At 71.0% G+C, this 23954-nt stretch carries 24 protein-coding genes; 12 read left to right on the top strand and 12 right to left on the bottom strand.

The genetic code is table 11. The features are described 5' to 3' along the window. Positions 1–59 precede the first annotated feature (59 nt). The 4 genes from Q7A36_RS04740 to Q7A36_RS04725 all read right to left on the bottom strand — a co-directional run bounded on the left by Q7A36_RS04740 (position 60) and on the right by Q7A36_RS04725 (position 2959). Positions 60–710 carry an NrsF family protein gene (locus Q7A36_RS04740; protein WP_305102512.1) on the bottom strand — a complete coding sequence of 217 codons (651 nt, stop codon included), beginning with the start codon at positions 708–710 and terminating at the stop codon, positions 60–62. Next, the gene (locus Q7A36_RS04735) at positions 711–1268 is read right to left on the bottom strand and encodes a sigma-70 family RNA polymerase sigma factor (protein ID WP_305102511.1); all 558 of its coding nucleotides are present in this window, start codon (positions 1266–1268) and stop codon (positions 711–713) included. A 117-nt stretch (positions 1269–1385) separates the two neighbouring features. Further along, positions 1386–2771, bottom strand: a complete 1386-nt coding sequence (locus Q7A36_RS04730; protein WP_305102510.1) for an amidase — start codon at positions 2769–2771, stop codon at positions 1386–1388. Next, on the bottom strand, positions 2768–2959 hold the full coding sequence (locus Q7A36_RS04725) for a hypothetical protein (RefSeq protein WP_305102509.1): 192 nt from the start codon (positions 2957–2959) through the stop codon (positions 2768–2770). The genes Q7A36_RS04730 and Q7A36_RS04725 overlap by 4 nt, the downstream gene beginning before the upstream one ends. A gap of 323 nt (positions 2960–3282) precedes the next feature. Here Q7A36_RS04725 and Q7A36_RS04720 point away from each other — a divergent pair, with 323 nt between their 5' ends. The 5 genes from Q7A36_RS04720 (at position 3283) to Q7A36_RS04700 (ending at position 9294) form a co-directional block, all read left to right on the top strand. Further along, the gene (locus Q7A36_RS04720; RefSeq protein WP_305102508.1) at positions 3283–4908 is read left to right on the top strand and encodes a thiamine pyrophosphate-requiring protein; all 1626 of its coding nucleotides are present in this window, start codon (positions 3283–3285) and stop codon (positions 4906–4908) included. 68 nt (positions 4909–4976) lie between these two features. Beyond that, the gene (locus Q7A36_RS04715; RefSeq protein WP_305102507.1) at positions 4977–6026 is read left to right on the top strand and encodes an ABC transporter ATP-binding protein; all 1050 of its coding nucleotides are present in this window, start codon (positions 4977–4979) and stop codon (positions 6024–6026) included. A 30-nt stretch (positions 6027–6056) separates the two neighbouring features. Then, positions 6057–7379, top strand: coding sequence for an ABC transporter substrate-binding protein (locus tag Q7A36_RS04710; RefSeq protein WP_305102506.1), 1323 nt, complete (start codon positions 6057–6059; stop codon positions 7377–7379). A 54-nt stretch (positions 7380–7433) separates the two neighbouring features. Beyond that, a complete protein-coding gene (locus tag Q7A36_RS04705; protein ID WP_305102505.1) occupies positions 7434–8390 on the top strand; it encodes a carbohydrate ABC transporter permease in 957 nt (318 codons plus the stop codon). Continuing rightward, positions 8383–9294, top strand: coding sequence for a carbohydrate ABC transporter permease (locus tag Q7A36_RS04700; protein WP_305102504.1), 912 nt, complete (start codon positions 8383–8385; stop codon positions 9292–9294). Before Q7A36_RS04705 ends, Q7A36_RS04700 begins: the two co-directional genes overlap by 8 nt. Positions 9295–9357: 63 nt before the next feature. Here Q7A36_RS04700 and Q7A36_RS04695 read toward each other — a convergent pair whose 3' ends face one another. Continuing rightward, entirely contained in the window at positions 9358–10119 is a 762-nt protein-coding gene (locus tag Q7A36_RS04695; protein ID WP_305102503.1) for an SDR family oxidoreductase, read from the bottom strand. Positions 10120–10282: 163 nt separating this feature from the next. Here Q7A36_RS04695 and Q7A36_RS04690 point away from each other — a divergent pair, with 163 nt between their 5' ends. From Q7A36_RS04690 to Q7A36_RS04680, 3 genes are all read left to right on the top strand, one after another. Continuing rightward, positions 10283–11455, top strand: coding sequence for a mandelate racemase/muconate lactonizing enzyme family protein (locus tag Q7A36_RS04690; RefSeq protein ID WP_305102502.1), 1173 nt, complete (start codon positions 10283–10285; stop codon positions 11453–11455). A 172-nt stretch (positions 11456–11627) separates the two neighbouring features. After that, positions 11628–12671 carry a C-terminal binding protein gene (locus Q7A36_RS04685; RefSeq protein WP_305102501.1) on the top strand — a complete coding sequence of 348 codons (1044 nt, stop codon included), beginning with the start codon at positions 11628–11630 and terminating at the stop codon, positions 12669–12671. 129 nt (positions 12672–12800) lie between these two features. Then, positions 12801–13553: an SDR family oxidoreductase gene (locus tag Q7A36_RS04680; RefSeq protein WP_305102500.1), complete on the top strand. Its 753-nt coding sequence runs from the start codon at positions 12801–12803 to the stop codon at positions 13551–13553. Between the two features lie 115 nt (positions 13554–13668). On the opposite strand, the gene Q7A36_RS04675 is transcribed toward Q7A36_RS04680, so the two are convergent. Together Q7A36_RS04675 and Q7A36_RS04670 are read right to left on the bottom strand one after the other, a co-directional pair. Beyond that, positions 13669–13986: a DUF6496 domain-containing protein gene (locus Q7A36_RS04675; RefSeq protein ID WP_305102499.1), complete on the bottom strand. Its 318-nt coding sequence runs from the start codon at positions 13984–13986 to the stop codon at positions 13669–13671. Between the two features lie 11 nt (positions 13987–13997). Further along, entirely contained in the window at positions 13998–14402 is a 405-nt protein-coding gene (locus Q7A36_RS04670) for a four-helix bundle copper-binding protein (protein ID WP_305102498.1), read from the bottom strand. A 143-nt stretch (positions 14403–14545) separates the two neighbouring features. On the opposite strand from Q7A36_RS04670, the gene Q7A36_RS04665 reads away from it, so the two are divergent. After that, entirely contained in the window at positions 14546–14944 is a 399-nt protein-coding gene (locus Q7A36_RS04665; protein WP_305102497.1) for a phasin family protein, read from the top strand. 9 nt (positions 14945–14953) lie between these two features. Here the strand turns inward: Q7A36_RS04665 and Q7A36_RS04660 are convergent, their stop codons facing one another. The 4 genes from Q7A36_RS04660 to Q7A36_RS04645 form a co-directional block, all read right to left on the bottom strand. Beyond that, on the bottom strand, positions 14954–16111 hold the full coding sequence (locus Q7A36_RS04660; RefSeq protein WP_305102496.1) for a pyridoxal phosphate-dependent aminotransferase: 1158 nt from the start codon (positions 16109–16111) through the stop codon (positions 14954–14956). 109 nt (positions 16112–16220) lie between these two features. Next, positions 16221–17021: a crotonase/enoyl-CoA hydratase family protein gene (locus Q7A36_RS04655; RefSeq protein ID WP_305102495.1), complete on the bottom strand. Its 801-nt coding sequence runs from the start codon at positions 17019–17021 to the stop codon at positions 16221–16223. Between the two features lie 88 nt (positions 17022–17109). After that, positions 17110–18099, bottom strand: a complete 990-nt coding sequence (locus Q7A36_RS04650) for an acyl-CoA dehydrogenase (protein WP_305102494.1) — start codon at positions 18097–18099, stop codon at positions 17110–17112. Continuing rightward, a complete protein-coding gene (locus Q7A36_RS04645) occupies positions 18099–19238 on the bottom strand; it encodes an acyl-CoA dehydrogenase family protein (protein ID WP_305102493.1) in 1140 nt (379 codons plus the stop codon). Before Q7A36_RS04645 ends, Q7A36_RS04650 begins: the two co-directional genes overlap by 1 nt. 118 nt (positions 19239–19356) lie before the next feature. Between Q7A36_RS04645 and Q7A36_RS04640 the strand changes: the two genes are divergently transcribed. From Q7A36_RS04640 to Q7A36_RS04630, 3 genes are all read left to right on the top strand, one after another. Next, positions 19357–21678 (top strand): xanthine dehydrogenase family protein molybdopterin-binding subunit, encoded by a 2322-nt coding sequence (locus tag Q7A36_RS04640; protein ID WP_305102492.1) that lies wholly within the window; start codon positions 19357–19359, stop codon positions 21676–21678. Positions 21679–21700: 22 nt separating this feature from the next. Then, on the top strand, positions 21701–22837 hold the full coding sequence (locus Q7A36_RS04635; RefSeq protein ID WP_305102491.1) for a 2-methylaconitate cis-trans isomerase PrpF family protein: 1137 nt from the start codon (positions 21701–21703) through the stop codon (positions 22835–22837). Between the two features lie 119 nt (positions 22838–22956). Beyond that, complete coding sequence (locus Q7A36_RS04630) at positions 22957–23160, top strand: hypothetical protein (RefSeq protein ID WP_305102490.1); 204 nt, start codon at positions 22957–22959, stop codon at positions 23158–23160. 118 nt (positions 23161–23278) lie between these two features. On the opposite strand, the gene Q7A36_RS04625 is transcribed toward Q7A36_RS04630, so the two are convergent. Beyond that, entirely contained in the window at positions 23279–23947 is a 669-nt protein-coding gene (locus tag Q7A36_RS04625; protein WP_305102489.1) for a hypothetical protein, read from the bottom strand. Between the last annotated feature and the right edge of the window lie 7 nt (positions 23948–23954).

The raw sequence follows: 23954 nt of genomic DNA, 5'->3' as shown, positions 1-23954 counted from the left end.
GGATGCAGCCCGGGCCATGCGCCGGGAAGTCTGCCCGGGCCTCGATCCGGGCGCTCCGCTCAGGCCCGCGGCGGCCGCATCAGCAGCCGCCCGCCGAGCGCCCAGCCCAGCACCACGACCACCGCGACCGCGCCGCCGTGCCAGACCAGCACCATCAGCATGGCGTCGAGGTGATGGATCAGCGACAGCCCGGCCGAGCAGAGCGCCGCCGAGGCCAGCCCGCCGAGCAGCAGCACCGGCAGCGGCCGCACCGGCCCGGCATGGCGCAGCAGCAGCAGCATGGCGGCGGCGAGCGGCGTGCCGATGAGGAGGATGTATCGCAGGCATGCCCAGCTCGTGCCCATCGCCCAGGCGCCGGGGCCCATGCGCGCCAGATCGGCGAAGCAGCCCCAGCCGAGCCCGCCGAGCCAGAGCAGGAGCGGCCCGAGCGGCAGCAGCGCCCAGGCGGGAGAGCGGTCCGGCCGCGCCAGCATGGCGGCCGCGAGCGCCGCGGCGACGCCGGTGGCGATGGAGGCGAGGAACTGCGAGACATCCTGCGCCAGCGCCATCCGCTCCGCGATGTCGTGCCGGAGGCCGGAGGCCGCGACCGCGACCGCATTCACCAGCACCGCCAGGGCGAGCCACAGCATGGCCTGCAGCCCGGGCGGCGGCATGCGGCGCACCGGGCGGAGCTCCCCCGCCAGCCGGTCGATCAGCGCCTCGCTCTCCACCTACTCCTCCGCCCCGAGGCGCCTGCGCAGCGCCTTCACCGCCCGATGCGTCGCCACCTTCAGCGCGCCCACCGACATGCCGGACCGCGCGCTGGCCTCGGCGAGCGGCAGGTCCTGCAGCTTGGCGAGACCCAGCGCCGTCCGCTGCGCCGGCGGCAGCTCCGCCACCGCGGCGCGCAGCTCGGCCGAGGCGACCCGCGCCTCCCCTTCATTCGCCGCGGGTGCGGCCAGGGTTTCGCCGAAATCCTCGATCGGGGTCTCGCGGCCCTGGCGCCGGCCATGCCGGCGCAGCCGGTCGATGGCGCGCCGCTCCGCGATGGCGGCCAGCCAGGGGCGCAGCGGCCGGCCGGGCTCATAGGCGGCGCGGAGCTGGTGCAGGGTCAGCAGCGCGTCCTGGACGGCGTCCTCGGCCTCCGCCGGGTCGGCGATGCGGCGGCGGACCACGCCGCGCAGGAAGGGCAGGATGGCGCGCAGCAGCCGGTCATAGGCGCGGGCATCGCCGCCCTGCACCAGGACCATCCAGGCCTCCCACTCTCCCCCGTCCTGCGGTGCGGCCATGCGGCGCCCGGGTCTCCCTCACGCGGCCGCAGACTACACGGGCGCGCCGGCGCCCGCGATGCCGCCGCGCCAACCGGCGCCCGGCCGCCATGGCGGCGCGGGCCGTTCCGTCCGCGGCTACCCGACCATCGCCGGGCGCTTCGCCCGCCAGCCATGCGCCGTCTCATAGGCATGGCCGGCGCGGAAGAGCGTCGGCTCGCTGAAGGGCTTGCCGACGAGTTGCATCGCCACCGGCAACCCGCCCGCGCCGAAGCCGGTGCAGAGCGTGAGCCCTGGCCAGCCCGTGACGTTGAAGGGAATGGTGAAGTTCGGCTTCTCGAGGAAGCCCCATTTCGGCACGGCGTCGATCCGCGCCGCCTCGCCCGGCTGGGCGGCGGTGAGCAGGATGTCGACATCGGTCGTCGCCGCCTCGGTCGCGGCGATCAGCAGGCGCCGCTTCTTCTGCGCCGCCAGGTAGTCGCCGGCCGAGAGCAGCCCGCCCAGCGCCAGGCGGTCGCGCATCAGCTCGCCATAGAGGCCGGGGTCGCGGCGCATCGTCTCCTCGTGCACCGACCAGGCCTCGGAGAGCAGGATGAGCCAGCCGTAGGCATTGTAGTCGGCGAGCGGCGGCAGGGTGACGTCGCGGACCTCGGCGCCCTCGCGGCGGAAGAAGTCGGCGGCGCCGTCGATGCCCGCGAGGGTCGCGGGGCTCACCGGGTTGTCCTGCTCGTGGAAGTGCCGCACGACGCCGATCCGCAGGCCCTTCACGCCCTGGCCGAGGTCCGCCGTGAAATCGGGCACGGGACGGTCGGCGCTGGCCGGGTCGGCCGGGTCGTGGCCGGCCATGGCCTGCAGCAGCAGGGCGCAGTCCTCCACCGTCCAGGCCATGGGGCCGGTATGGTCGAGGGATTGCGCCAGCGGCAGGACGCCCGCGCGGGAGCAGAGGCCATAGGTCGGCTTGATGCCAGCGATGCCGCAGAGCGCCGCGGGCCCGCGGATGGAGCCGCCGGTATCCGACCCGGTGCCGCCCAGGATCATGCCGGAGGCGACCGCCGCGCCGGTGCCGGAGGAGGAGCCGGCGGTGAAGTGGTCGGGGTTCCAGGGGTTGCGCGCGGGCGGCCAGGGCAGGTCGAAGCTCGGGCCGCCGAAGGCGAATTCATGCGTCGCCAGCTTGCCCAGCATGGTGATGCCGGCCGCGGCCAGCTTGCGGACGGTGGTCGCGTCCTCCGCCGGCACATGGTCCTGCATGACGCGGGAATGGCCGGTCGTCGGGATGCCGGCGGTGCAGTAGATGTCCTTGTGCGCGAAGGGGATGCCCTCGAGCGGGCCGCGCGCCTCGCCCTTCATCACGCGCGCCTCGGAGGCCCTGGCCTGGGCGCGGGCGCCGGCGGCATCCAGCCGGATGAAGGCGTGCAGCGTGCCGTCGAGTTTCTCGACGCGGGACAGGCAGGCCTCGGCCAGCTCGACCGGCGAGAGTTGCCTGGCGGCGATGGCCCGGGCGGCCTCGGCGATGCTCGGGATCATCGGCCGGCCTCCGCCGAGAAGGTGACGGAGGGCTCGGCCTCGGGCGCCAGGGCCGGGCTGCGCACCGCCTTCTGCCAGGCCTCGATGCCGCCCCAGACGGCGTAGATCCCGGTCTTTTGCGCCGGCGTCAGCGGCAGCCCGGCGCGCGCAACCAGCGCGTCGAACTCGGCCTCGGTGGTCTCGGGCATCGGTCTCTCCCCCAAGCGTCGGAAGCCCGGGAGTATGCGGCGATCCGGCGCGGCGGGAAGCCGCGCCGGGCGCATCGCCTGGCCTGCCGCGCAGCGTCCTGCCCAGGCCGCGAGCAGCGCCGGACGCATCTGCCGGAGGGCGCGGCAGCGGCCGCCCCCCGGTTGCGTGTCCGGCGGAGCCAGGGCTAGGCTTGCGACGGAAACGGAGCGGACCGGATCACCGGCCGCAGGACCGGGTCGCCGCAGGGCCGCATGGCCCCGCGGCCTGATCCGGTCCGCACACAAGCGCCGGGCGGCAAGCCCGAGGCGGGAGGATCAGGTCCATGAAGCTGGGCGAAGCCATTGCCGAGATCATGAAGCGCGAAGGCGTGGAGATCCTCTGCGGCTATCCCGTCAACCACCTGATCGAATTCGCCGCGGCGAAGGACATCCGCCCCATCATGGTGCGGCAGGAGCGCATCGGCCTGCACATGGCGGATGCCATCAGCCGCGTGACCAGCGGCCGCAAGATCGGCGCCTTCTGCATGCAGCACGGGCCGGGCAGCGAGAACGCCTATGGCGGCGTCGCCCAGGCCTATGGCGAGAGCGTGCCGGTGCTGGTGGTGCCGCAGGGCTATCCGCAGCGCCTCGCCCATATCGACCCGAACTTCAACTCCTCCGAGGCCATGCGCCACGTGGTGAAGTCGGCCGAGCCGATCGTGGTGGCGAAGGAGATCTCCAACGTCATGCGCCGCGCCTTCACCCGGCTGCGCAACGGCCGCGGCGGGCCAGTGCTGGTGGAGGTGCCGACCGATCTCTGGAACGAGGAGGTCGGCGAGATCGATTATGCGCCCGTCCTGGCCACGCGCTACGGCCCCGACCCGGCGGAGGTGAAGCGCGCCGCGGCACTGCTGGCCAATGCGAAGCGGCCGGTGATCTATGCCGGCACCGGCGTGCACTGGGCCCGCGCCTGGGGGCAGCTCGCGCAGCTCTCGGCGCTGCTGGCCGCGCCGGTCTGCACCAGCCTCGGCGGCAAGTCGGCCTTCAACGAGGAGCATCCGCTGAGCCTCGGCGCCGCGGGCGTCGCCATGGGGCGGCACATGCGCGTCTTCCTCGACAAGGCGGACGTCATCATCGGCATCGGCTGCTCCTTCACCGAGACCAATTTCGGCGCGAAGATGCCGAAAGGTCCGAAATACATCCACTCCACGCTCGACCCGATGCACCTGAACAAGGATGTGCGGGTGGATATCGGCCTGGTCGGCGATGCCGGGCTGACCATGGATGCCCTGCTGGCCGAGCTGCAGCCGCTGGTCGGCAGCCCGCGCGACCCGGCGCCGGTCGCCGCCGAGATCCAGTCGGTCAAGGAGCCCTGGCTCGCCGAGTGGATGCCGAAGCTGACCAGCAAGGACGCGCCGCTGAACCCCTATCGCGTGCTCTGGGACCTGCAGCACACGGTGGACAAGGACAACGTCATCATCACGCATGATGCCGGCAGCCCGCGCGACCAGATCTCCCCCTTCTGGAAATCCACCACGCCGCTCTCCTACCTGGGCTGGGGGAAGACGACCCAGCTCGGCTACGGTCTGGGGTTGGCGATGGGCGCCAAGCTCGCGGCGCCGGAGAAGCTCTGCATCAATGTCTGGGGCGATGCCGCCATCGGCTTCACCGGCATGGACTTCGAGACGGCGGTGCGCGAGCGCATCCCCATCATGTCCGTGCTGCTGAACAATTTCTCCATGGCGATCGAGCTGAAGGTCATGCCGGTCAGCACGGAGAAGTACCGCAGCACCGACATCTCCGGCGACTACGCCGCCATGGCGCGCGCCTTCGGCGGCCATGGCGAGCGCGTCACCGACCCGTCGGAGATCGTGCCGGCGATCCGGCGGGGGATCGAGAAGACGCAGCAGGGCATCCCCGTGCTGCTGGAGTTCATCACCTCCAAGGAAACCGCCGTCTCCCGTCTCTGAGACCGGCGACGGAGCGTGCAAGAAGGCAACGGACGGCCGGGAGCGGCCGCCCGACCGGGGGAGACCACATGGCGTCGGTAACGATCAGGAACGTCCGCAAGGCCTTCGGGCCGGTCGAGGTGCTGCACGGCGTCAGCGTGGACATCGCCGATGGCGAGTTCGTGGTGCTGGTCGGGCCGTCCGGCTGCGGCAAGTCCACGCTGCTGCGCATGCTGGCGGGCCTCGAGAACATCACCTCCGGCGAGATATCGATCGGCGGGCGCGTGGTGAACACCGTACCGCCGAAGGACCGGGACATCGCCATGGTGTTCCAGAACTACGCGCTCTACCCGCACATGACGGTGCGGCAGAACATGGCCTTCTCCATGAAGCTGGCCAAGGCGCCGAAGGAGGCGATGGAGGCCGAGGTGCGGCGCGCCGCCGGCATCCTCGGGCTCGAGCCCTATCTCGACCGCTTCCCCCGCCAGCTCTCGGGCGGGCAGCGCCAGCGCGTCGCCATGGGCCGCGCCATCGTCCGCCACCCGCAGGTCTTCCTCTTCGACGAGCCGCTGTCCAACCTCGACGCCAAGCTGCGCGTGCAGATGCGGGCCGAGATCAAGGAGCTGCACCAGCGCCTGAAGGTGACCACCGTCTACGTCACCCACGACCAGATCGAGGCCATGACCATGGCCGACAAGATCGTCGTCATGAACGGCGGCCATGTCGAGCAGGCCGGCCCGCCGCTCGAGCTCTATGACCGCCCGGCCAACCTCTTCGTCGCGGGCTTCATCGGCAGCCCGGCCATGAACCTGCTGAAGGGCCGCCCGGCGAATGGCGGGTTCGAGGCCGAGGGTGGCGGCGTGCTGCCGCTGCCGGCGGCGGCGAATGGCAAGGCCGGCGTCTACGGCATCCGGCCCGAGCATTTCCGGCTGGACCCGAACGGGCTGCCGGCCAAGGTGCAGCTCGTGGAGCCGACGGGGTCGGAGACGCAGGTGATCCTGCGGCTCGGCGAGACGCCCATCACCTGCGCCTTCCGCGAGCGCATCACCGCCGGGCCGGGCGACACGCTCGGCATCGCGCCGGATATGGGGCTGGTGCATCTCTTCGATGCCGGGACCGGCCAGCGGATCAACGCCTGACGGGCGGGACCACAGGGGAGAGACGAACGGATGCACATCATCACCCGGCGCGGCGCGCTGACCATGACGGCCGGCGCGGCCGCGGCGGCGGCCCTGGCGCGGGAATCCGCCGCGCAGATCCCGGCGGCCGATGCCTCGCTGAACCTGCCGGTCGAGAGCGGCGCGACCTTGCGCATCCTGCGCCCCGCCCGCTTCGTCGAGCCGGACGAGACCGTGTTCCGCGAGAACACTGCCCGCTTCCAACAGAAGACCGGCGTGCAGGTGCGCGTGGACTTCGTGGGCTGGGAGGACATCCGCGCCCAGACCGCGGTGACCGCCAATACCGGCAGCGGCCCGGATGTCGTGCTCGGCTGGGCCGAGGACCCGCACATCTTCGTCGACAAGCTGGTCGAGCTTTCCGACGTCGCGGAGTACCTGGGCAAGCGCTACGGCGGCTGGAAATTCCTCGGCGAGAAATTCGGCAAGAAGAACGGCACCAACAACTGGATCGGCATCCCCTTCGGCGGGACCTCCGGCCCCATCGTCTACCGCGAGAGCGCGGTGAAGGAGGCGGGCTACGAGAGCATCCCGAACGAGCACGACAGGTTCCTCGACCTCTGCCGCAAGCTGCGCGCGGCGAACAAGCCGGCCGGCTTCACTCTGGGCAATGCCGTCGGCGACGGCAACGGCTATGCGAACTGGCTGGTCTGGTCGCATGGCGGCTACCTGGTGGACGAGCAGGGCAAGATCGCCATCAACAGCAAGCAGACGATCGAGGCGCTGAAATACGCCGCCGAGCTGCAGAAGACCTTCCCGCCGGGCACCCTCTCCTGGAGCGACGTGTCCAACAACCGGGCCTATGCGGCGAACGAGTGCTTCCTGACGGCGAACGGCGTCTCGCTCTACTTCTCCCTCAAGAACGACCCGGCGACGGCGGCGATCGCGGCCGATACCAACCACGCGCCGATGCCGGCCGGCGTCATCGGCTCCGCGCCGCAATCGGCGCTGACCATCAACGCCATGGTCTTCAAGCACACCCGCTACCCGAATGCCGCCAAGGCCTACCTGGCCTTCATGATGGAGCGGGAGCAGTACGACCCCTGGCTGCAGAAGTGCCTGGGCTACTGGGCGCATCCGCTGAATGCCTATGACAAGAGCCCGGTCTGGACCTCCGACCCCAAGCTCGCGGTGTTCCAGGACAGCATGAACAACCGCTTCTGGAATGGCTGGAAGGGCCCGATCAACCAGGCGGCGGCCGCGGCCACCGCCGAATACGTGATGGTGCAGATGTGCGCCGCCGTCGCTTCCGGTCAGCAGACCCCGGAAGCCGCGGCGCGCGAGGCCGAGCGGCGCGCCAAGCGCTACTACAGGTAAGGGACATGGCGCCGCCGGGCGACCGGCGGCGCCCCAACAGGGAGGAAGGCTGCCATGTCCGCAACGGCGACCGCGGCCTGGAAGAATACGCGGCAGGAGCCGGGCTGGCTGGTCCGGCTCTTCGACTGGAAGCCTTTCCTGGTCTTCCTCTGCATGGCGCCCGCCATCGGGCTGCTGGCGGTCTTCCTGACCTATCCGCTGGGCCTCGGCATCTGGCTGGCCTTCACCGATACCATGATCGGCCGCGGCGGGTCCTGGGTGGGGCTCGAGAATTTCGAGTACCTGGCGGAGGACCCGGTCTTCTGGAACGCGGTCTTCTACAGCGTCTTCTACACGGCGGTGGCAACCGTCGGGAAGTTCGGCCTCGGCCTCTGGCTCGCTTTGCTGCTGAACCAGCACCTGCCCTTCAAGTCGCTGATCCGCGCCATCGTGCTGCTGCCCTGGATCACCCCGACGGTGCTCTCGGCCATCGCCTTCTGGTGGATCTACGACCCGCAGTTCAGCATCGTCTCCTACATATTCGTCGACGTGCTGGGGCTGCGCGACCGCTATTTCGACTTCCTCGGCAGCGCCTGGCCGGCGCGCTTCTCCCTCATCGCCGCCAATATCTGGCGCGGCATCCCCTTCGTCGCCATCTGCCTGCTGGCCGGCCTGCAGACCATCTCGCCATCCCTCTACGAGGCCGCGCTGCTCGACGGCGCCACCCCCATGCAGCGCTTCTGGAACATCACCGTGCCGCTGCTCATGCCGATCCTGGCGATCGTCATGACCTTCTCCATCATCTTCACCTTCACCGACTTCCAGCTCGTCTATGCCATCACGCGCGGCGGGCCGGTGAACTCGACGCATCTGATGGCGACGCTCGCCTTCCAGCGCGGTATCCCGGGCGGGCAATTGGCGGAGGGCGCGGCGATCGCCGTCGCCATGATCCCCTTCCTCGTCTTCGCCACGCTCTTCACCTATTTCGGCATGGCCCGCCGCAAGTGGCAGCAGGGGGAAGCCAATGACTGACGCCGCCACGACCGCCGCCGTCGACGGGCCGGAGGCGCGCGCCGCCCTCGCGCCCGAGATGATGAGCTGGGACAGCAAGGCGCGCCGCGTGGTGACGCTCTATGTCCCGCTCGCCTGCTTCCTGCTGATCCTGCTGTTTCCCTTCTATTGGATGGCCGTGACGGCCTTCAAGCCGAACGCCGAGCTCTACGACTACAAGCAGTACAACCCCTTCTGGATCAGCAGCCCGACGCTGGACCACATCCGGCACCTGCTGCTCAACACCAGCTATCCGCACTGGCTCTGGACCACCATGCTGGTGGCCATCGCCTCGACCTTCCTTTCGCTCTTCGCCAGCGTGCTGGCGGCCTATGCCATCCAGCGGCTGCGCTTCCGCGGCAGCCAGTATGTGGGCCTGGCGATCTACCTGGCCTATCTGGTGCCGCCCAGCATCCTCTTCATCCCGCTGGCGACCATGGTCTTCCAGCTCGGGCTCTTCGACACGCCCTTCGCGCTGATCCTGACCTACCCGACCTTCCTGGTGCCCTTCTGCACCTGGCTGCTGATCGGCTACTTCAAGTCGATCCCATACGAGCTCGAGGAATGCGCGCTGATCGACGGCGCGACGCGGCTGCAGATCCTGACGCAGATCACCCTGCCGCTGGCGGTGCCCGGGCTGATCTCGGCCGGCATCTTCAGCTTCACGCTGTCCTGGAACGAGTTCATCTACGCCCTCGCCTTCATCCAGAGCAGCGAGAGCAAGACGGTGCCGGTCGCGATCCTGACGGAGCTGGTCTCCGGCGACGTGTACCAGTGGGGGGCGCTGATGGCCGGCAGCCTGCTGGGGTCTCTGCCGGTGGCGATCTTCTACAGCTTCTTCGTGGACTACTACGTGTCGTCGCTGACGGGCGCCGTCAAAGAATAGGCGAGGGCTCTGCCCTCGCGCTCCCGCCGGGGGGCCGAGCGGCCCCCCGGACCCCGGCCCGAGTCAGAGCTTTTTCTGCAGGCCGGAGACGTAGCCGCGGTTCCAGGTCGGGGTGAGCCAGACCTCGTTCATCGTCACCGAAGCCGGCAGCGTCGCGACGTAGAGGATCAGGTCGGCGCATTGCTCCGGCTGCAGCATCCGGTCCAGGTCCTCCTGGCTCAGCGGGTTTGGCCGCTTCTTCAGGATCTCGGTGTTCACCTCGCCCGGACAGAAGGCCGTGCTGCGGATGCCGTTGACGCATTCCTCCATGTTGATGGTGTGGCTCATCGCCACCACGCCATGCTTCGCCGCGTTGTAGCCGGCACCGCTCATCACCCCCACATTGCGCCCGGCCATGGACGCCGTATGGATCATCACGCCGCCGCCCTGCTTGCGCATGATCGGCAGCACCGCCCGCGCGACATAGAAGGCCGAGGACAGGTTGCCCTGGATGAGCTGGTCGATGCCCTCGGGCGTCAGGTTGTCCCAGCGCCGCTCCGTCACGTTCAGCCCGGCATTGCTGACCAGCACGTCCAGCCTGCCATGCCCCGCGGCGATCGCGTCCGCCACGCGCTGCACCTCGGCCGCCTGCATCAGGTCGGCCGGCTGCACCTCGGCCGTGCCGCCCTTGCCGCGGATCCGCTCCGCCACCTGCTCCAGGCGGTCCCTGCGGCGACCCGTCAGGATCACCGCCGCGCCCTCGGCGCCGAAGCGCTCCGCCACCGCCTCGCCGATGCCGCTGCCCGCGCCCGTCACCCAGGCGATCTTGCCGTCCAGCCTGCCCATGGGTCCCTCCCCTGCTCACGCCAGGACGCTACCCCCGCCGCGCCCGCTTGTGGATAGGCGGGCGGCGTGGTTCGATCCGGCCGAAGCGGGTCGCGCGGGCGCGGCACCGCGCCGGGGCGGGACTGCGCTCCGCAAGACCATGATCGAGGGAACGGAGGACGCGATGAAGATCGCACGGGTCGAGACGCTGCGCGCGGATGCCGGCTGGCGGCTCTTCTCCTTCCTCAAGGTCACCACCGATGACGGGCTCATCGGCTGGTCCGAGTACAACGAGAGCTTCGGCTCGGCCGGCCTCTCCTCGGTCATCGAGAGCCTGACGCCCCTGATCCTCGGCCGCGACCCGACGCGGTGGGAGGAGGTGACGGCCTGGCTGCAGGTGATGACGCGCCAGTCCCGCGGCGGGCTGAACCAGCAGGCCATCGCGGCCATCGAGAACGCGCTGCTCGACATCGCCGCCCGCGCCCGCGGCATTCCCGTCGCGGCGCTCTTCGGCGGCCCGATCCGGGAGCGCATCCCGGTCTACTGGTCGCATTTCGGCAGCTACCGCGTGCGCAACGCCGCCCATATGGGCGTGCCGCCCATCCGCACCCGCGCCGATGTCGCGCGCCATGCGGCGGAGGTGAAGGACCGCGGCTTCCGCGCCCTCAAGACCAACATCCTGGTCCCCGGCCCGGACGGCGCGCTGTTCCAGTACTCGCCCGGCTTCGGCCGCCATGCCGGCTGGCCGGAGCTGAACTGGGACAACCGGCTGCTGGCGGAGCTGAAGGCGCATCTGCGCAGCATCCGCGACGCGGTCGGGCCCGACATGGGCATCCACCTCGATACCAATTTCCACTTCAAGACCGAAGGCTTCCAGCGCGTGGCGGATGCGGTCGCGCCCTTCGAGCTCACCTGGCTGGAGATCGACTCCCACGACCCGGCGGCGCTGGCCAGCATCAAGCGCATGGCCCCCTGCCCCGTCGCCTCCTGCGAGACGCTCCATGGCCGCCGCGAATTCCGCCCCTTCCTCGAACACTATGCGATGGATGTGGGCATCGTCGACGTCATCTGGAACGGCCTCGGCGAGAGCATGAAGGTCGCCTCGCTCTGCGACGTCTATGAGGTCAACTGCGCGCCGCATAATTTCTACGGCAACCTGTGCAGCATGATCAGCGCGCATTTCTCCGCCTGCATCCCGAATTTCCGGGTGATGGAGATCGATATCGACAGCGTCGCCTGGCGCGACGAGTTCACGCCCCCACCGACCATCGAGGATGGCGAGCTGGTGCTGCCGACCGGACCCGGCTGGGGTGTCGAGGTGAACGAGGCCGCGATCCGGGCAAGGCCACCGAAGTAGCGACCTTTGCCCGGGGGAGAAGGAGGGAACTCCTTCTCCCCCGTACCCCCACATCCTCCTTTTTCTCCGAGTCGGCAGGCTGAACCTGCAAACCCACAGAAAAAGGAGGGGTGGGCGTGGGAGGGGAGTTCCCTCCCCTCCCACACTCACCGCCGCAGCAAGGAAACCGTCCATGCCGAAATACCGGATCGTCACCCCCGCCGGCGCCAGCTTCACCGTGGCGGGCGGCGGCTATGCGCTGGAGAGCGAGGCGCTCGAGGGCCTCAATGCCGAGATCGTCGAGGCGCCGACCGACACCGCCGGCTTCATCGCCGCGGCGAAGGAGGCGGATGCGATCTATGCCAAGGGCATCCCGATCACCAAGGAGATCATCGACAGCCTGACGAAGTGCCGCATCATCGCCCTCGGCTCCGTCGGCGTGGACAGCGTGGACGTCAAGGCGGCGACCGAGCGCGGCATCCCCGTCACCAACGTCCCCGACACCTTCATCGAGGAGGTGGCCGACCACGCCATGACGCTGTTGCTCGCCGGCTTCCGGCGGCTGGTGGAGCAGGACCGCATGGTGCGGGAGGGGCGCTGGAAGGAAGGCCGCCCGGCGCTGCTGAAGATTCCCCGCCTGATGGGCCAGACGCTCGGCTTCATCTCCTTCGGCCGGGTCGCCCGCGCCGTGGCGAAGCGCGCCGCCCCCTTCGGCCTGCGCATGATCGCCTACGACCCCTTCGTCGAGGAGATGCTGATCTCCGAGAACGGCGTGCAGCCCGCGACCCTGTCCGAGGTCCTGTCGCAATCCGATTTCGTCAGCATGCATGCCCCGGCGCGGCCGGAGGTGCACCACATGCTGAAGGAGCAGCATTTCCGCCAGATGAAGCCCTCCGCCGTCTTCATCAATACCGGCCGCGGCCCGACGGTGGACGAGGAGGGGCTGATCAAGGCGCTGCAGGAAGGCTGGATCGCGCATGCCGCGCTCGACGTGCTCGAGGTCGAGCCGCCCTCCCACAACAACCCCATCCTGCGCATGGAGAACGTGACGCTGACGGCGCATGTCGCCAGCGCCAGCGCCCGCTTCGACGAGGCACGGAAGCGCCGCGTGGGGCACGAACTGGCGCTGGTGCTGCAGGGCAAGTGGCCGATGAGCTGCGTGAACCCGGCCGTGCTGCAGAACACGGCGCTGCGGCGCTGGCAGCCCATCGGCATGGGCCGCGGGCCGAACAGCTAGGACGCCTGCATGGCCGGGCCTGGCCCGGCCATCTATGCTGCGGCAGCAGAGGTGGGTGCCCGGGCCAGGCCCGGGCAGGACGGATCCGGGGCCGGATGGCCCCTTGCGACGCGAACGAGGAGAAGAGGCATGTCCACGAAATACGCTGTCGTCACCGGCGCGGGATCCGGCGTCGGCCGCGCTGCGGCCCTGGCGCTGCTGGGCGACGGCTGGACCGTGGCCCTCGCCGGCCGCCGCCAGGATGCGCTGGAGGAGACGAAGGGCCTGGCCGGCGATGCGGCATCCCGCGCCGTCCCGGTCTCCACGGATGTCGGCAACCCGAAATCGGTCACGGCGCTGTTCGACCGGCTGAAGGCCGATTGGGGCCGGCTGGATTTCCTGTTCAACAATGCGGGCGGCAACGTCCCCGCGGGTCCGATCGAGGACCTGGCCTATGAGGACTGGGCCCGCGTCGTGCAGGTGAACCTGACGGGCTCCTTCCTCTGCGCCCAGGCCGCCTTCCGCATCATGAAGAACCAGCAGCCGATGGGCGGCCGCATCGTCAACAACGGCAGCATCAGCGCGCATGTGCCGCGGCCGGACAGCATCGCCTATACCTCGACCAAGCATGCCGTCACCGGCCTGACCAAGACCCTGGCGCTGGATGGGCGGCCCTTCGACATCGTCTCCGGCCAGATCGACATCGGCAATGCGGCGACACCGATGACCGCGCGCATGACCCGCGGCGTGAAGCAGGCCACCGGCGAGATGAAGGTGGAGCCGACCTTCGACGCGAAGCATGTCGGCAGCACCATCCTGATGATGGCGAACCTGCCGCTGGATGCGAACATCCAGTTCGTCACCATCACCGCATCGAAGATGCCCTGGATCGCCCGCGGCTGAAGCCGCGCGCCGCGGCCGCCACACCGGGCTCCCATCGCAGCCAAGCTGCGATGGGAGCCCGGCAACCCTGCGCGCGACACCGGCCTGCAGATGCCGGGACGTCTGCAGGCCGGTGTCAGTGCGGCCGCAGCGCCCGGACCAGCTCCTCCTTGGTCATGCGCGAGCGGCCCTGGATCCCGCGCCGCGTCGCCTCGGCATAGAGCGAGGCGCGGGTCTCCTCCGCCTTCCGCTCCCGCGCCTTGCTGCGGCGGAGATTGGCGCGGTTCTTCTCCGGCGTCTCGTCGCGCGAGGCGCCGGCCTCATGCAGCGCGATCGCCACCGCCTGCCGTTGGCTCCTCACCGGCGCGCCGCGGCTGGTCTCGAGGTCGCCTTCCTTCCATTCGCGCATCACGCGCTCGACCGTCTCGCGCTGCGCCTTGCTCTCCTTCGCCATCGCACCCTCCGTTACGGCATCACGTCCAGCAGGTCCTGGCAGGCCTTCGCGCAGCCGCGGCAGGCCTCGGCGCAGATCCGGCAATGCGCGTGCATGCCGGCATGGCGCTGGCACTCCTCCGCACAGGCCTCGCAGGCGGCGATGCAGGCCTGCAGGATCCCGGCCATGCTCGCCTTGTTCGGCTTGGTCAGCCGCCCGACGACACGGCCCGTCGCGCCACAGATATCGGCGCAGTCGAGGTCCAGCCGGATGCAGGGGACCATGTTCGCGACGTTCGTCTCGGACAGGCAGGCATCGGCGCAACTCGTGCAGGTGGCCGAGCAGTCGAGGCAGGCGGCGATGCAGCGCCGGATCACGTCCAGTGCCGAGGGGTGGTGGGGCTGGCTGTCCAGCATCGCCTGGAGGTGTTGGGTCATGGCAGGTCGTCCGGTCGGGGTGCCCTGCCAACGCGCGGGGATGGCTCCGGCTTCCCCGTGGCACTGGCGCCCGCCCGAAAGCATTGCCATTCTGGCAACATCCCCGGCGCAGACTGGGGCCCGCTGGCGTGAGAGGTGTGGCAATGGATGGCGAGCAACCGCCCGGCTCCGGCTTCCGGCCGCTGCCGCTGGTGCCGCCGCCGCGCGGCGAGGGGCCGGAGGATCTGCTGGCCCTGCAGCGGCGGGGGATCGAGATGATCACGGCCGCCCATCGCCTGGCGGTCACCTGGCTGCAGGCCGCGGCGCAGCAGCATGCGCAGGTCACCCGCCGGACGCTCGACGAGATGACGGAGAATGCCCGCCGCCTGGCCGGCGCCAGCGCGCCGCCGGAGACGGCGGCCGCGGTGCTGGACATGGTGGACCGCGCCCAGGCGCTCGGGCTGCAGACGGCGCGCGAGATCGCCGAGCTGATGCAGCGCATGCAGGGCGACACGGTCCAGCTTGTGGACCAGGTGCTGCGCGGCGGGAAGGACGAGGGATAGGCGGCGCGCTCAGCGCCGCAGCCACTCCGTCAGCCGGTCCAGCGCCCGGTCCAGCGTCGCCTCCTGCTGCGCGAAGCAGAGGCGGAAATGCCCCTCCCCGCCCGGGCCGAAGGCGCTACCGGGGGCCAACCCGACCTTGGCGCCGCGGCTCATGCGCTTGGCCTCGGCCAGGCTGTCGGTCAGGCCCTCCACCCGGAAGAAGCTGTACATGCCGCCGGCGGCGACCGGCGCGGTGATGCCCGGCACCGCGTTCAGCGCCGCCGCGGTCTTGTCGCGCAGACGCCTGAACTGCGCGGCGATGCCGGCGGTGAACTCGTCGCCCTGGTCCAGCGCCGCGACGCCGGCGCGCTGCACGAAGACCGGGGCGCAGGAGGTGTTGTACTCGACCAGCTTGGCGACGCCGTCCACCAGCGCCGGCGGCAGCACCAGCCAGCCGAGCCGCCAGCCCGTCATGGCCCAGGACTTCGAGAAGCTGTTGAGGCCGATCACCCGGTCCTCCGGCGTTGCGATGTCGAGGAAGGAGGGCGCGGCCGGACCTTCGTAGTAGAGGCGCTCGTAAACCTCATCGGCCAGGATCCAGGTGCCGGTGCGGCGGCAGTGGTCGAGCACCGCCTGCTGCTCCGCCCGCGTGAAGGCAAAGCCGGTGGGGTTGCCGGGCGAATTCAGCAGGACGAGCTTCGTCTCCGGCGTGATGGCGGCCAGCAACCGGTCCAGGTCCACCCGCCAGGTGCCCTGGGCGAGGTGCAGCGGCACCGTCTCGACCGGGGCGGAGAGGATCAGCGGGATGGCGCCGATATTCGGCCAGTGCGGCGCCAGGGTGACCACCTTGTCGCCCGGGTCCAGCACCGCCTGACAGGCCAGCATGATGGCATTGACGCCGGCGCTGGTGGCACAGACCCGGTCGGCCGTGACCTCGCGGCCGTTGCGCTGCTGGTAGCGGGCGATGGCGTCGCGCAGTTCGGGGATGCCGAGGTTGGAGGAGTAGAAGGTCTCCCCCGCCGCCAGCGAGTCCTCCGCCGCGCGCTTGATGAAGTCGGGCGTGGCGATGTCGCCCTCCCCCACCCAGAGGGGGATGAGGTCGGGAATGCCCGCGCCGTCGTTGTAGACTTCGCGGATCTTCGAGGCTTCGAGGGCGGCGACGGCGCCGCGCGGCAGGGTGGAGTGCATGCGGTCCTGCTGGGGAAGGGGTAACGGGTTGGCTCGGCGGGCGCGTGCCGCGTTGGCGACAATCATGGCCCCTCGCCAAGCCTTGGCGTCGCCAGTTCCCTATCAGGCCCTACCGCCCTGTAAAGCTTGGCGTCCGCTTTTCCAGCATGGCGCTGACCGCTTCCTTGTGGTCCTCCGTGCTATGGGCCAGGGCCTGGAAGGCGGCGGACATCTCGAGCAGGGTCGAGAGGCGGGTGTGCTGGCCCTCCCGCAGCAGGCGCTTGGTCATGCGCACCATCTCGGGCGGGTTGGCCGCGATGCGCGCCGCCAGGGCGCGGGCGGCCGGCATGAGGTCGTCGGGCGCGACGACGCGGGAGACCAAGCGGATCTCCTTCGCGGTCTGGGCGTCGATCTGGTCGCCGGTGAAGCTCATCTCGCAGGCCATGGACATGCCGACCACGCGGGGCAGCAGCCAGGCGCCGCCGTCGCCGGGGACGATGCCGACCTTGATGAAGCTCTCGGCGAAGCGGGCGTTCTCCGAGGCGATGCGGATGTCGCACATGCAGGCGACGTCGAGGCCGAGGCCGATGGCGGGTCCGTTCACCGCGGCGATGGTCGGCGCGTCGCAGTCATAGAGGGCATTGGCCATGGCCTGGACGCCGCGGCGGTAGTTCTCCCGCAGGTCGGCGTGGCTGCCCTCGATGATGCCGCGGCGGTCGCGCATGGCCTTGAGGTCGCCGCCGGCGCAGAAGGCGGTGCCGGCGCCGGTCAGGATCACCGCGCGGACGCTGCGGTCGCGGTTGACGCGGCGGACGGCGTCCACGACGGCGTCGCAATCCTCGAAGGTGGAGATGGCGTTGCGCTTCTCCGGCGCGTTCAGCGTGAGCGTGACGACGTGGTCGGATTCTTCGTAGGTGACGTAGCCGGACATGTCGGATGGTCCCGTTATGCAGACTCAGGCCGGGGTCCGGGGGGTCGCTTGACCCCCCGGCGGGGGAGCTTGAGGGGGCGGCGCCCCCTCAACGGCTGGTCAGGTCAGCCCAGAGGTTCCCGCCCCCGCGTTCCAGGGCCTTCGCGCCGATGCGCCTCGCCCAGTGCCGTTCGGCGCCGTGCGCGTCCCGCCACTCCCACATGCGGCGGGTGAAGAGGTGCAGCGGGTGCTCGTCGGTGAAGCCGATGGCGGCATGGACCTGGTGGACGATCGCGGCGGCGGTGCCGGCGGCCTCTCCCGCCACGACCTTGGCCGAGGCGATCTCGAACTCCGCGCCGGCCAGGCCGTGGCGATCGGCGGCGCGGCCGGCATGGGCGACGGCGACGGCAGCGGCCGCGACCTCCCCGGCGCAGCGGGCGAGGAGTTGCTGCACCGCCTGGAAGCCGCCGATGGGCCGGCCGAACTGCTTGCGGGTGTTCGCATACTCGACCGTCATGTCGAGCACCGCCTCCAGCGCGCCGGCGATGCGGGCGGCGTTCAGCAGCGCGCCGGCCAGCAGGGCGGCATCGGGGCCGAAGCCCTCGGGCAACCGGCCTTCCTGGGCGGGCACGCCGGGGGCGGCGCGGTCGGCGGGCTCCCGGCTATAGGGCGCGCGGCCCTGTGTCGTGGCGGGGCCGGGCTGCAGCAGCACGGTGCCACCCGAGACCATGACCACCGCGGCAGCGCGGCGGCCCCAGGCGACGGGCTCCTTGCCGACGGCAAGCCCCAGCAGCCCGGGCCGCGGCGCGATGCCGCCGGCGGCGAGCAGCGCTGATGCGACCATGCTCTCGCCGAGCGGCAGCGGGGAAGCGTGGCGGCCCAGCACATGCCACAGCGCCGCGGCGTCGTCCCAGCCGAGGCCGGCGCCGCCCTTATCCTCAGGCGCCATGGCGGTGGGCAGGCCGAGCGCCTCGGCCTCGGCCCAGAGGGCTTCCGGCCATTCGCCCCGCTCGTTCGCGCGCAGCAGGTCGGGGCCGGCCCGGTCGGAGAGCAGGCGCTCCACCTGCTCCAGCAGGATGCCGCGAAGATCGTCCGACATCAGCGCAGCCCCAATTGGCGGGCGATGATGCCGCGCAGGATCTCACGGGTGCCGCCGCGCAGGCTGTAGCTGCGGGCGACCATGGTCATGATGCGCTGCATCTCCTGCACCTCGGGCGGCGTGCGGGCGGGGTCGAACAGGTCGCGCAGGGTCTCGGGCAGGGCCTGCTCGTAGTCGTTGCCGGCATCCTTCACGAGCGCGGCCTCGCGCGCGGGCGTCTTGCCGTCCTGCAGCATGCCGGCGACGGCCAGGGACATCTGCCGCAGGGTGCCGGCGCGGGCGAGCAGCCGCCCCACGGCTTCCGGCGCCGCGGGCTCGGCGCGCAGGTCGTCCAGCGCGGCGGTCAGGAGCGGCAGCGACGACAGGTAGCGCTCCGGCCCCGCGCGCTCGAAGGCCAGTTCGGCCGTCGCCTGTTCCCAGCCATTGCCTTCCTTCCCGACCAGCAGGCTGTCCGGGACGAAGACGTTGTCGAAGGTGATCTCGTTGAAGCCTTCCTCCCCGACCAGGTCGAGGATGGGGCGGATGGTGATGCCGGAGGCGCGGCAATCCACCAGGAACTGGCTGAGGCCCTGATGCTTCGCCTTGGGGTCCGGCGCCGGGGCGGTACGCAGCAGGGCGATCATGAAGTCGCAGCGATGCGCGTTGGTGGTCCAGACCTTGCGGCCATTGATCCGCCAGCCGCCCGGCACCTTCTCCGCCCGGGTCCGCAGGCTGGCGAGGTCGGAGCCGCTGTCGGGCTCCGAGAGGCCGATGGCGAAGGCAAGCTCGCCGGAGACGATGCGGGGGAGGAATTCGCGCCGCTGCTCCTCCGTCCCCAGCCGCAGGATCAGGGGGCCGGATTGGCGGTCGCCGATCCAGTGGGCGCCGACCGGGGCGCCGACGGCCAGCATCTCCTCCAGCACCACGTAGCGCTCGAGCGCGGTGCGCTCCCCGCCGCCATAGGCCTTCGGCCAGGTCATGCCGATCCAGCCGCGCTTGCCGACCTCGCGGGAGAATTCCCGGTCGAACCCCATCCAGGAATAGCCACGGACCATGGGGGACCAGTCGCGGCCGGCCTCGGCCAGGAAGGCGCGGAGTTCGGCGCGCAGGCGTTCCGCCTCCGGCGGGATGTCCCGCAAGTCGAAGCGCAAGCCCGTCATGGCCCGTTCCCTCCTGCCCGTTTGCGCATGACTTCGCGCATTCCGGCCGGTTGCGCCACCCCCCTCGACAGGGCCGGTGGGGATGGGTTTCCTGCCGGGGATGCGAGGGGACGGATGCATGGACAAGTTCGGGATCGGCCAGCCGGTGCGGCGGAAGGAGGATGTCCGGCTGCTGACAGGGCGCGGCACCTATACCGACGACATCGACCGGCAGGGACAGGCGCATGCCTTCGTCCTCCGCTCGCCGCACGCCCATGCGCGGATCGTCTCCTTCGACACCGGCGCGGCGCGGGCGGCGCCCGGCGTGCTGGCGGTGCTGACGGGCCATGACGCGACCGCCGACGGGATCGGGCATTTCCCGGTCATGGTCGAGGTGCCGGGCAAGGGCGGCACCAGGCTGTTCTCCACCCCGCGCCAGATCCTGCAGACGGAGCGCGTGCGCTTCGTCGGCGACCCGGTGGCGCTGGTGGTGGCGGAGACGCGCGCGCAGGCGCAGGACGCGGCCGAGTTGATCGAGGTCGGTTACGAGATCCTGCCGAGCGTGACGGATACCGGCGCCGCCCTCGACCCCGGGGCGCCGGTGATCTGGGAGGAGGCGGGGAGCAATCTCTGCGTCCTCTGGGACAGCGGGCGGGAGGCGGAGACGGAGGCCGCCTTCGCCCGCGCCGCGAGGACCGTCAGCCTCGAACTGGTCAACAACCGCGTGGTCGGCAACCCGATGGAGCCGCGCGTCGCGATCGGCGAGTACGACGCGGCGACGGACAGCTACACGCTGCACTCCCCGACCCAGGGCGTGATCCGCGTGCAGGACGGCCTGGCGCGGCTGATCCTGAAGGTGCCGAAGGAGAGGCTCCGGGTCATCTCGCCGGATGTCGGCGGCGGCTTCGGCCTGCGCGGCAAGATCTTTCCGGAGTCCGGCATGGTGCTCTGGGCCGCGAAGCGCCTCGGCCGGCCGGTGAAGTGGACCAGCGGGCGGAGCGAGACCTTCGTCTGCGACCCGCATGGCCGCGACCACGTGACCCGGGCGGAGATGGCCTTCGACGAGCAAGGCAAGACCTTGGGCGTGAAGATCCGCACCTCGGCCGCCATGGGCGCCTACCTGCAGGATTTCGGGCCCCGCGTGCCGACCGTCGCCGGCGCCCGCATCATGGGCACGGTCTACGACATCCAGGCGCTGAACGCGCAGGTGCGCTGCGTCTTCACCAATACCACGCCGACCGATGCCTATCGCGGGGCCGGGCGGCCGGAGCAGGCCTATGTGCTCGAGCGCCTCTACGATCTCGGCGCCGCTGCCTTCGGCATCGGCCGCGACGAGATCAGGCGCCGCAACTACATCAGGCCGGCGCAGATCCCCTATATCAACGTGGTCGGCAATGCGATCGACAGCGGCCTCTTTGCCGAGACGCAGGACAAAGCGTTGGCGCTGGCGGACTGGGCCGGCTTCCCGGCGCGCCAGCGGGAGGCGGCGCGGCGCGGCAGGCTGCGCGGCATCGGCCTCGGCTATTTCATCGAGGCCTCGGGCGGCCAGCCCAGCGAATGGGCCCGGGTGCGGTTCGAGGAGGACGGCGGCGTCGCCGTCACCGTCGGCACCTTCAGCCATGGCCAGGGGCACGAGACCGCCTATGCACAGATCCTGCACCACAAGCTCGGCGTGCCCTTCGACGCGGTGCGGCTGATCCAGGGCGACACCGCGGTGGTCGAGAAGGGCAACGGCACCGGCGGCTCGCGCTCCTCCCAGATGGGCGGCGTCGCCGTCGCCCGCGCCTCGGAGTTGGTCATCGCCAAGGGCCGCCGCCTGGCGGCGCACCTGCTGGAAGCCGCGGTCGAGGACGTGGAGTTCGACTCCGGCCACTTCCGCATCGCCGGCACCGACCTGACGGCCACCTGGCAGCAGGTGATCGAGCTGGCCAAGGCGCCGCCCGAGGGCGAGGCGCCCGGGCTCGACGAGCAGCTCCTCTATACCCGCAGCACCGAGTGCAACTTCCCCAATGGCTGCCACGTGGCGGAGGTGGAGATCGACCCGGAGACGGGGCGGATCGAGATCGCCCGCTACAGCGCCGTGGACGATGTCGGCAACGTCATCAATCCCATGCTGGTGCATGGCCAGAGCCATGGCGGCATCATGGCCGGCATCGGCCAGGCGCTGCTGGAACACGCGGTCTACGACCCCGAGAGCGGCCAGTTCCTGACCGCCACCTTCCAGGACTACTGCATGCCGCGCGCCGCCGATGCGCCCGCCTTCGACCTCGGCTTCCACGTCGTCCCCTGCCCCAACAACGACCTCGGCGTGAAGGGGGCCGGCGAGGGCGGGGCCTGCGGCGCGCCGCCGGCCATCGTCTCGGCCATCTGCGACGCGCTCGGGATCGGGCATATCGACATGCCGGTGACGCCGGAGAAGGTCTGGCGCGTGCTGGCCACACAGGGGAAGAAGGCGGCATGAGCCGTCGTGCCGGAGGCGCGCAATGACACAGGTCTTCATTCCCGCCGTCTTCATGCGCGGCGGCTCCTCCAAGGGCGTGTTCTTCCACCAGAAGGACCTGCCGGCCGACCGCGCCGCCATCGACCCGATCCTGCTCGGCGTGCTCGGCAGCCCGGACCCCTATGGGCGGCAACTCGACGGCATGGGGGGCGGCATCTCCTCCCTCTCCAAGGCGGTGCTGATCGGCCCGCCGAGCCACCCCGAGGCGGATGTGGACTATACCTTCGCCCAGGTCTCGGTGGACCGGCCTGTCGTGGACTGGAAGGGCAATTGCGGCAACCTCTCCGCCGCCGTCGGCCCCTTCGCGGTGGACGAAGGGCTGGTGCGGGTCGCGGATGGCGAGGCACTGGTGCGCATCCACCAGGTGAACACGAAGAAGCTCATCCATGCCCGCTTCCCGGTGCGCGGCGGCCGCGCCGAGGTGCGGGGCGATTTCGCCATCGCCGGCGTCGCCGGCACGGGCGCGCGCATCCGGCTGGACTTCCTCTCACCCGGTGGCTCCCAATGCGCGGCGCTGCTGCCCACCGGCAATCCGGTGGACACCCTCGACATCCCCGGCTTCGGACCGCTGCGCGCGAGCCTGGTGGATGCCGCCAACCCCGCGGTCTTCGTCGATGCGCGCGACCTCGGCCTGACCGGCGCGGAACCGCCCGATGCCATCGAGGCGCGCGCCGACCTGATGGCGCTGCTCGACCGCATCCGCCGCATCGCCGGCGTCGCCATGGGCCTCGCCGCGACGGAGGAGGCCGTGAGCCTGGCCAATCCGCGCGTCGCGCTGGTCGCCGGCCCGACCGCCGCCCGCACCCTGGACGGCGCGGCGCTGGACCCGGCCGGCCATGACGTCACCATCCGCATGCTGTCGATGGAGCGGCCGCACCGCGCCGTGCCGATGACCGGCGCCATGGGCCTCGCCGTCGCCTGCCGCATCGAGGGCAGCATCCCGCAGGCCCTGGCGAGGCAGGGGGAGCGGCCGGAGGAGATCCGCGTCGCGCATCCCTCCGGCACCCTGACCGTCGGCGCGGAGGTGCGACAGGACAATGCGGGCTGGCACGCCGACAGCGCGGTGGTCTTCCGCACCGCGCGGCGGCTCATGCAGGGGCAGGTCGCGCTGCCCGGCTGACGGTCTGCGGCCGCGTGGACGAATGATGGGGAAAGCGTAGTGCGAACCAAGCCCGGGCAGGAGCGCTGACGAGGCGCCGGGACCTCACCAGCGGCGCCAGCGCCATGGGAGACCCATCGATGCTCGAACGCGTGCTCCGCCTCTGCCTCGCGCCGGCCCTGATCGGCCTGGCAGGCTGCGCTGCCCAGCCGGCATCCTCCGTAACGGACCCGGCGGCCGCCGAGCTCACCTCGGAGCGGGGCTTGAACGCGCCCTACTACACCGGCGCGGATCCCGACTTCCCCCGCGGCAGCACCGCCGCGCGCGCCAACAAGGGAAGCTGAGCAGACCGTTCGGGCTTCGCGCTCCGGCCGTGACACCGGGCACGCCTCCGCCCGACCGGCCTGGCCCTCATCGCATGTCGGCCAGGCCACGAGAGTACGATCGGGCGATCGCCCGCCCTCAGTTCCGCAGCGCCTCCTCGACCGGCCAGCCGCGCTCCAACCGCTTGCAGAGCCGCGCATAGGGGACGCCGGTGCGCTCGGCGGCCTCGTGCAGCGTGATCTCCCGGCCGCGCCAGGGGATCAGCCGGCGGGGCACGCCGCGGCGCTGCACCTCGGTCGCCCAGACGGCATTGCCGGGGCCGAAGGCGCGGCGCGGATCGGGCCGGGTCAGCCTATGGTCCGGCGTGGGCCGCCGGCCGACATCCTCGAGGAAGGCGGCGAAGCCCTTGCCGCCGCCCGCGCGCCAGCGGCGGCAGACCTTCACGTCGTCCATGCGGTGCAGCAGCGACTGCCAGGCCCAGTATTCCGGCGTGGCATGGCCGTTGGAGCGCCCGCCATGGCGCGTCAGCCGGTCCCGCGCCACCGATACGCGGACGCAGCCGCAGCTCCGGGTGCTGCCGTTCTTCAGCCGGTCCTCGCGCACCTCCGTCGTCCCGCCGCACTCGCAGGTGCAGACCCAGCGGCGGCGGGAGAAGCGGCCGCGCCATTCATAGGGGTCGCCCTCATGCTCGACGGTCAGCATCCCGACCTGCACGCCCGGCCCGATCTCCGCCGCCCGATCCTTGCGGCGGGAGAGGGACGTCAGTGTCTTGCGCCACGCCCCGCGCCGGCGGGTGCGACTTGCCATGATCCTG

The sequence above is a fragment of the Paracraurococcus lichenis genome, from assembly GCF_030657435.1.
Taxonomy (GTDB): domain Bacteria; phylum Pseudomonadota; class Alphaproteobacteria; order Acetobacterales; family Acetobacteraceae; genus Paracraurococcus; species Paracraurococcus lichenis.
Note: the sequence above shows the minus strand (reverse complement) of the source record. Positions and strands in the feature narration are given on the sequence as shown.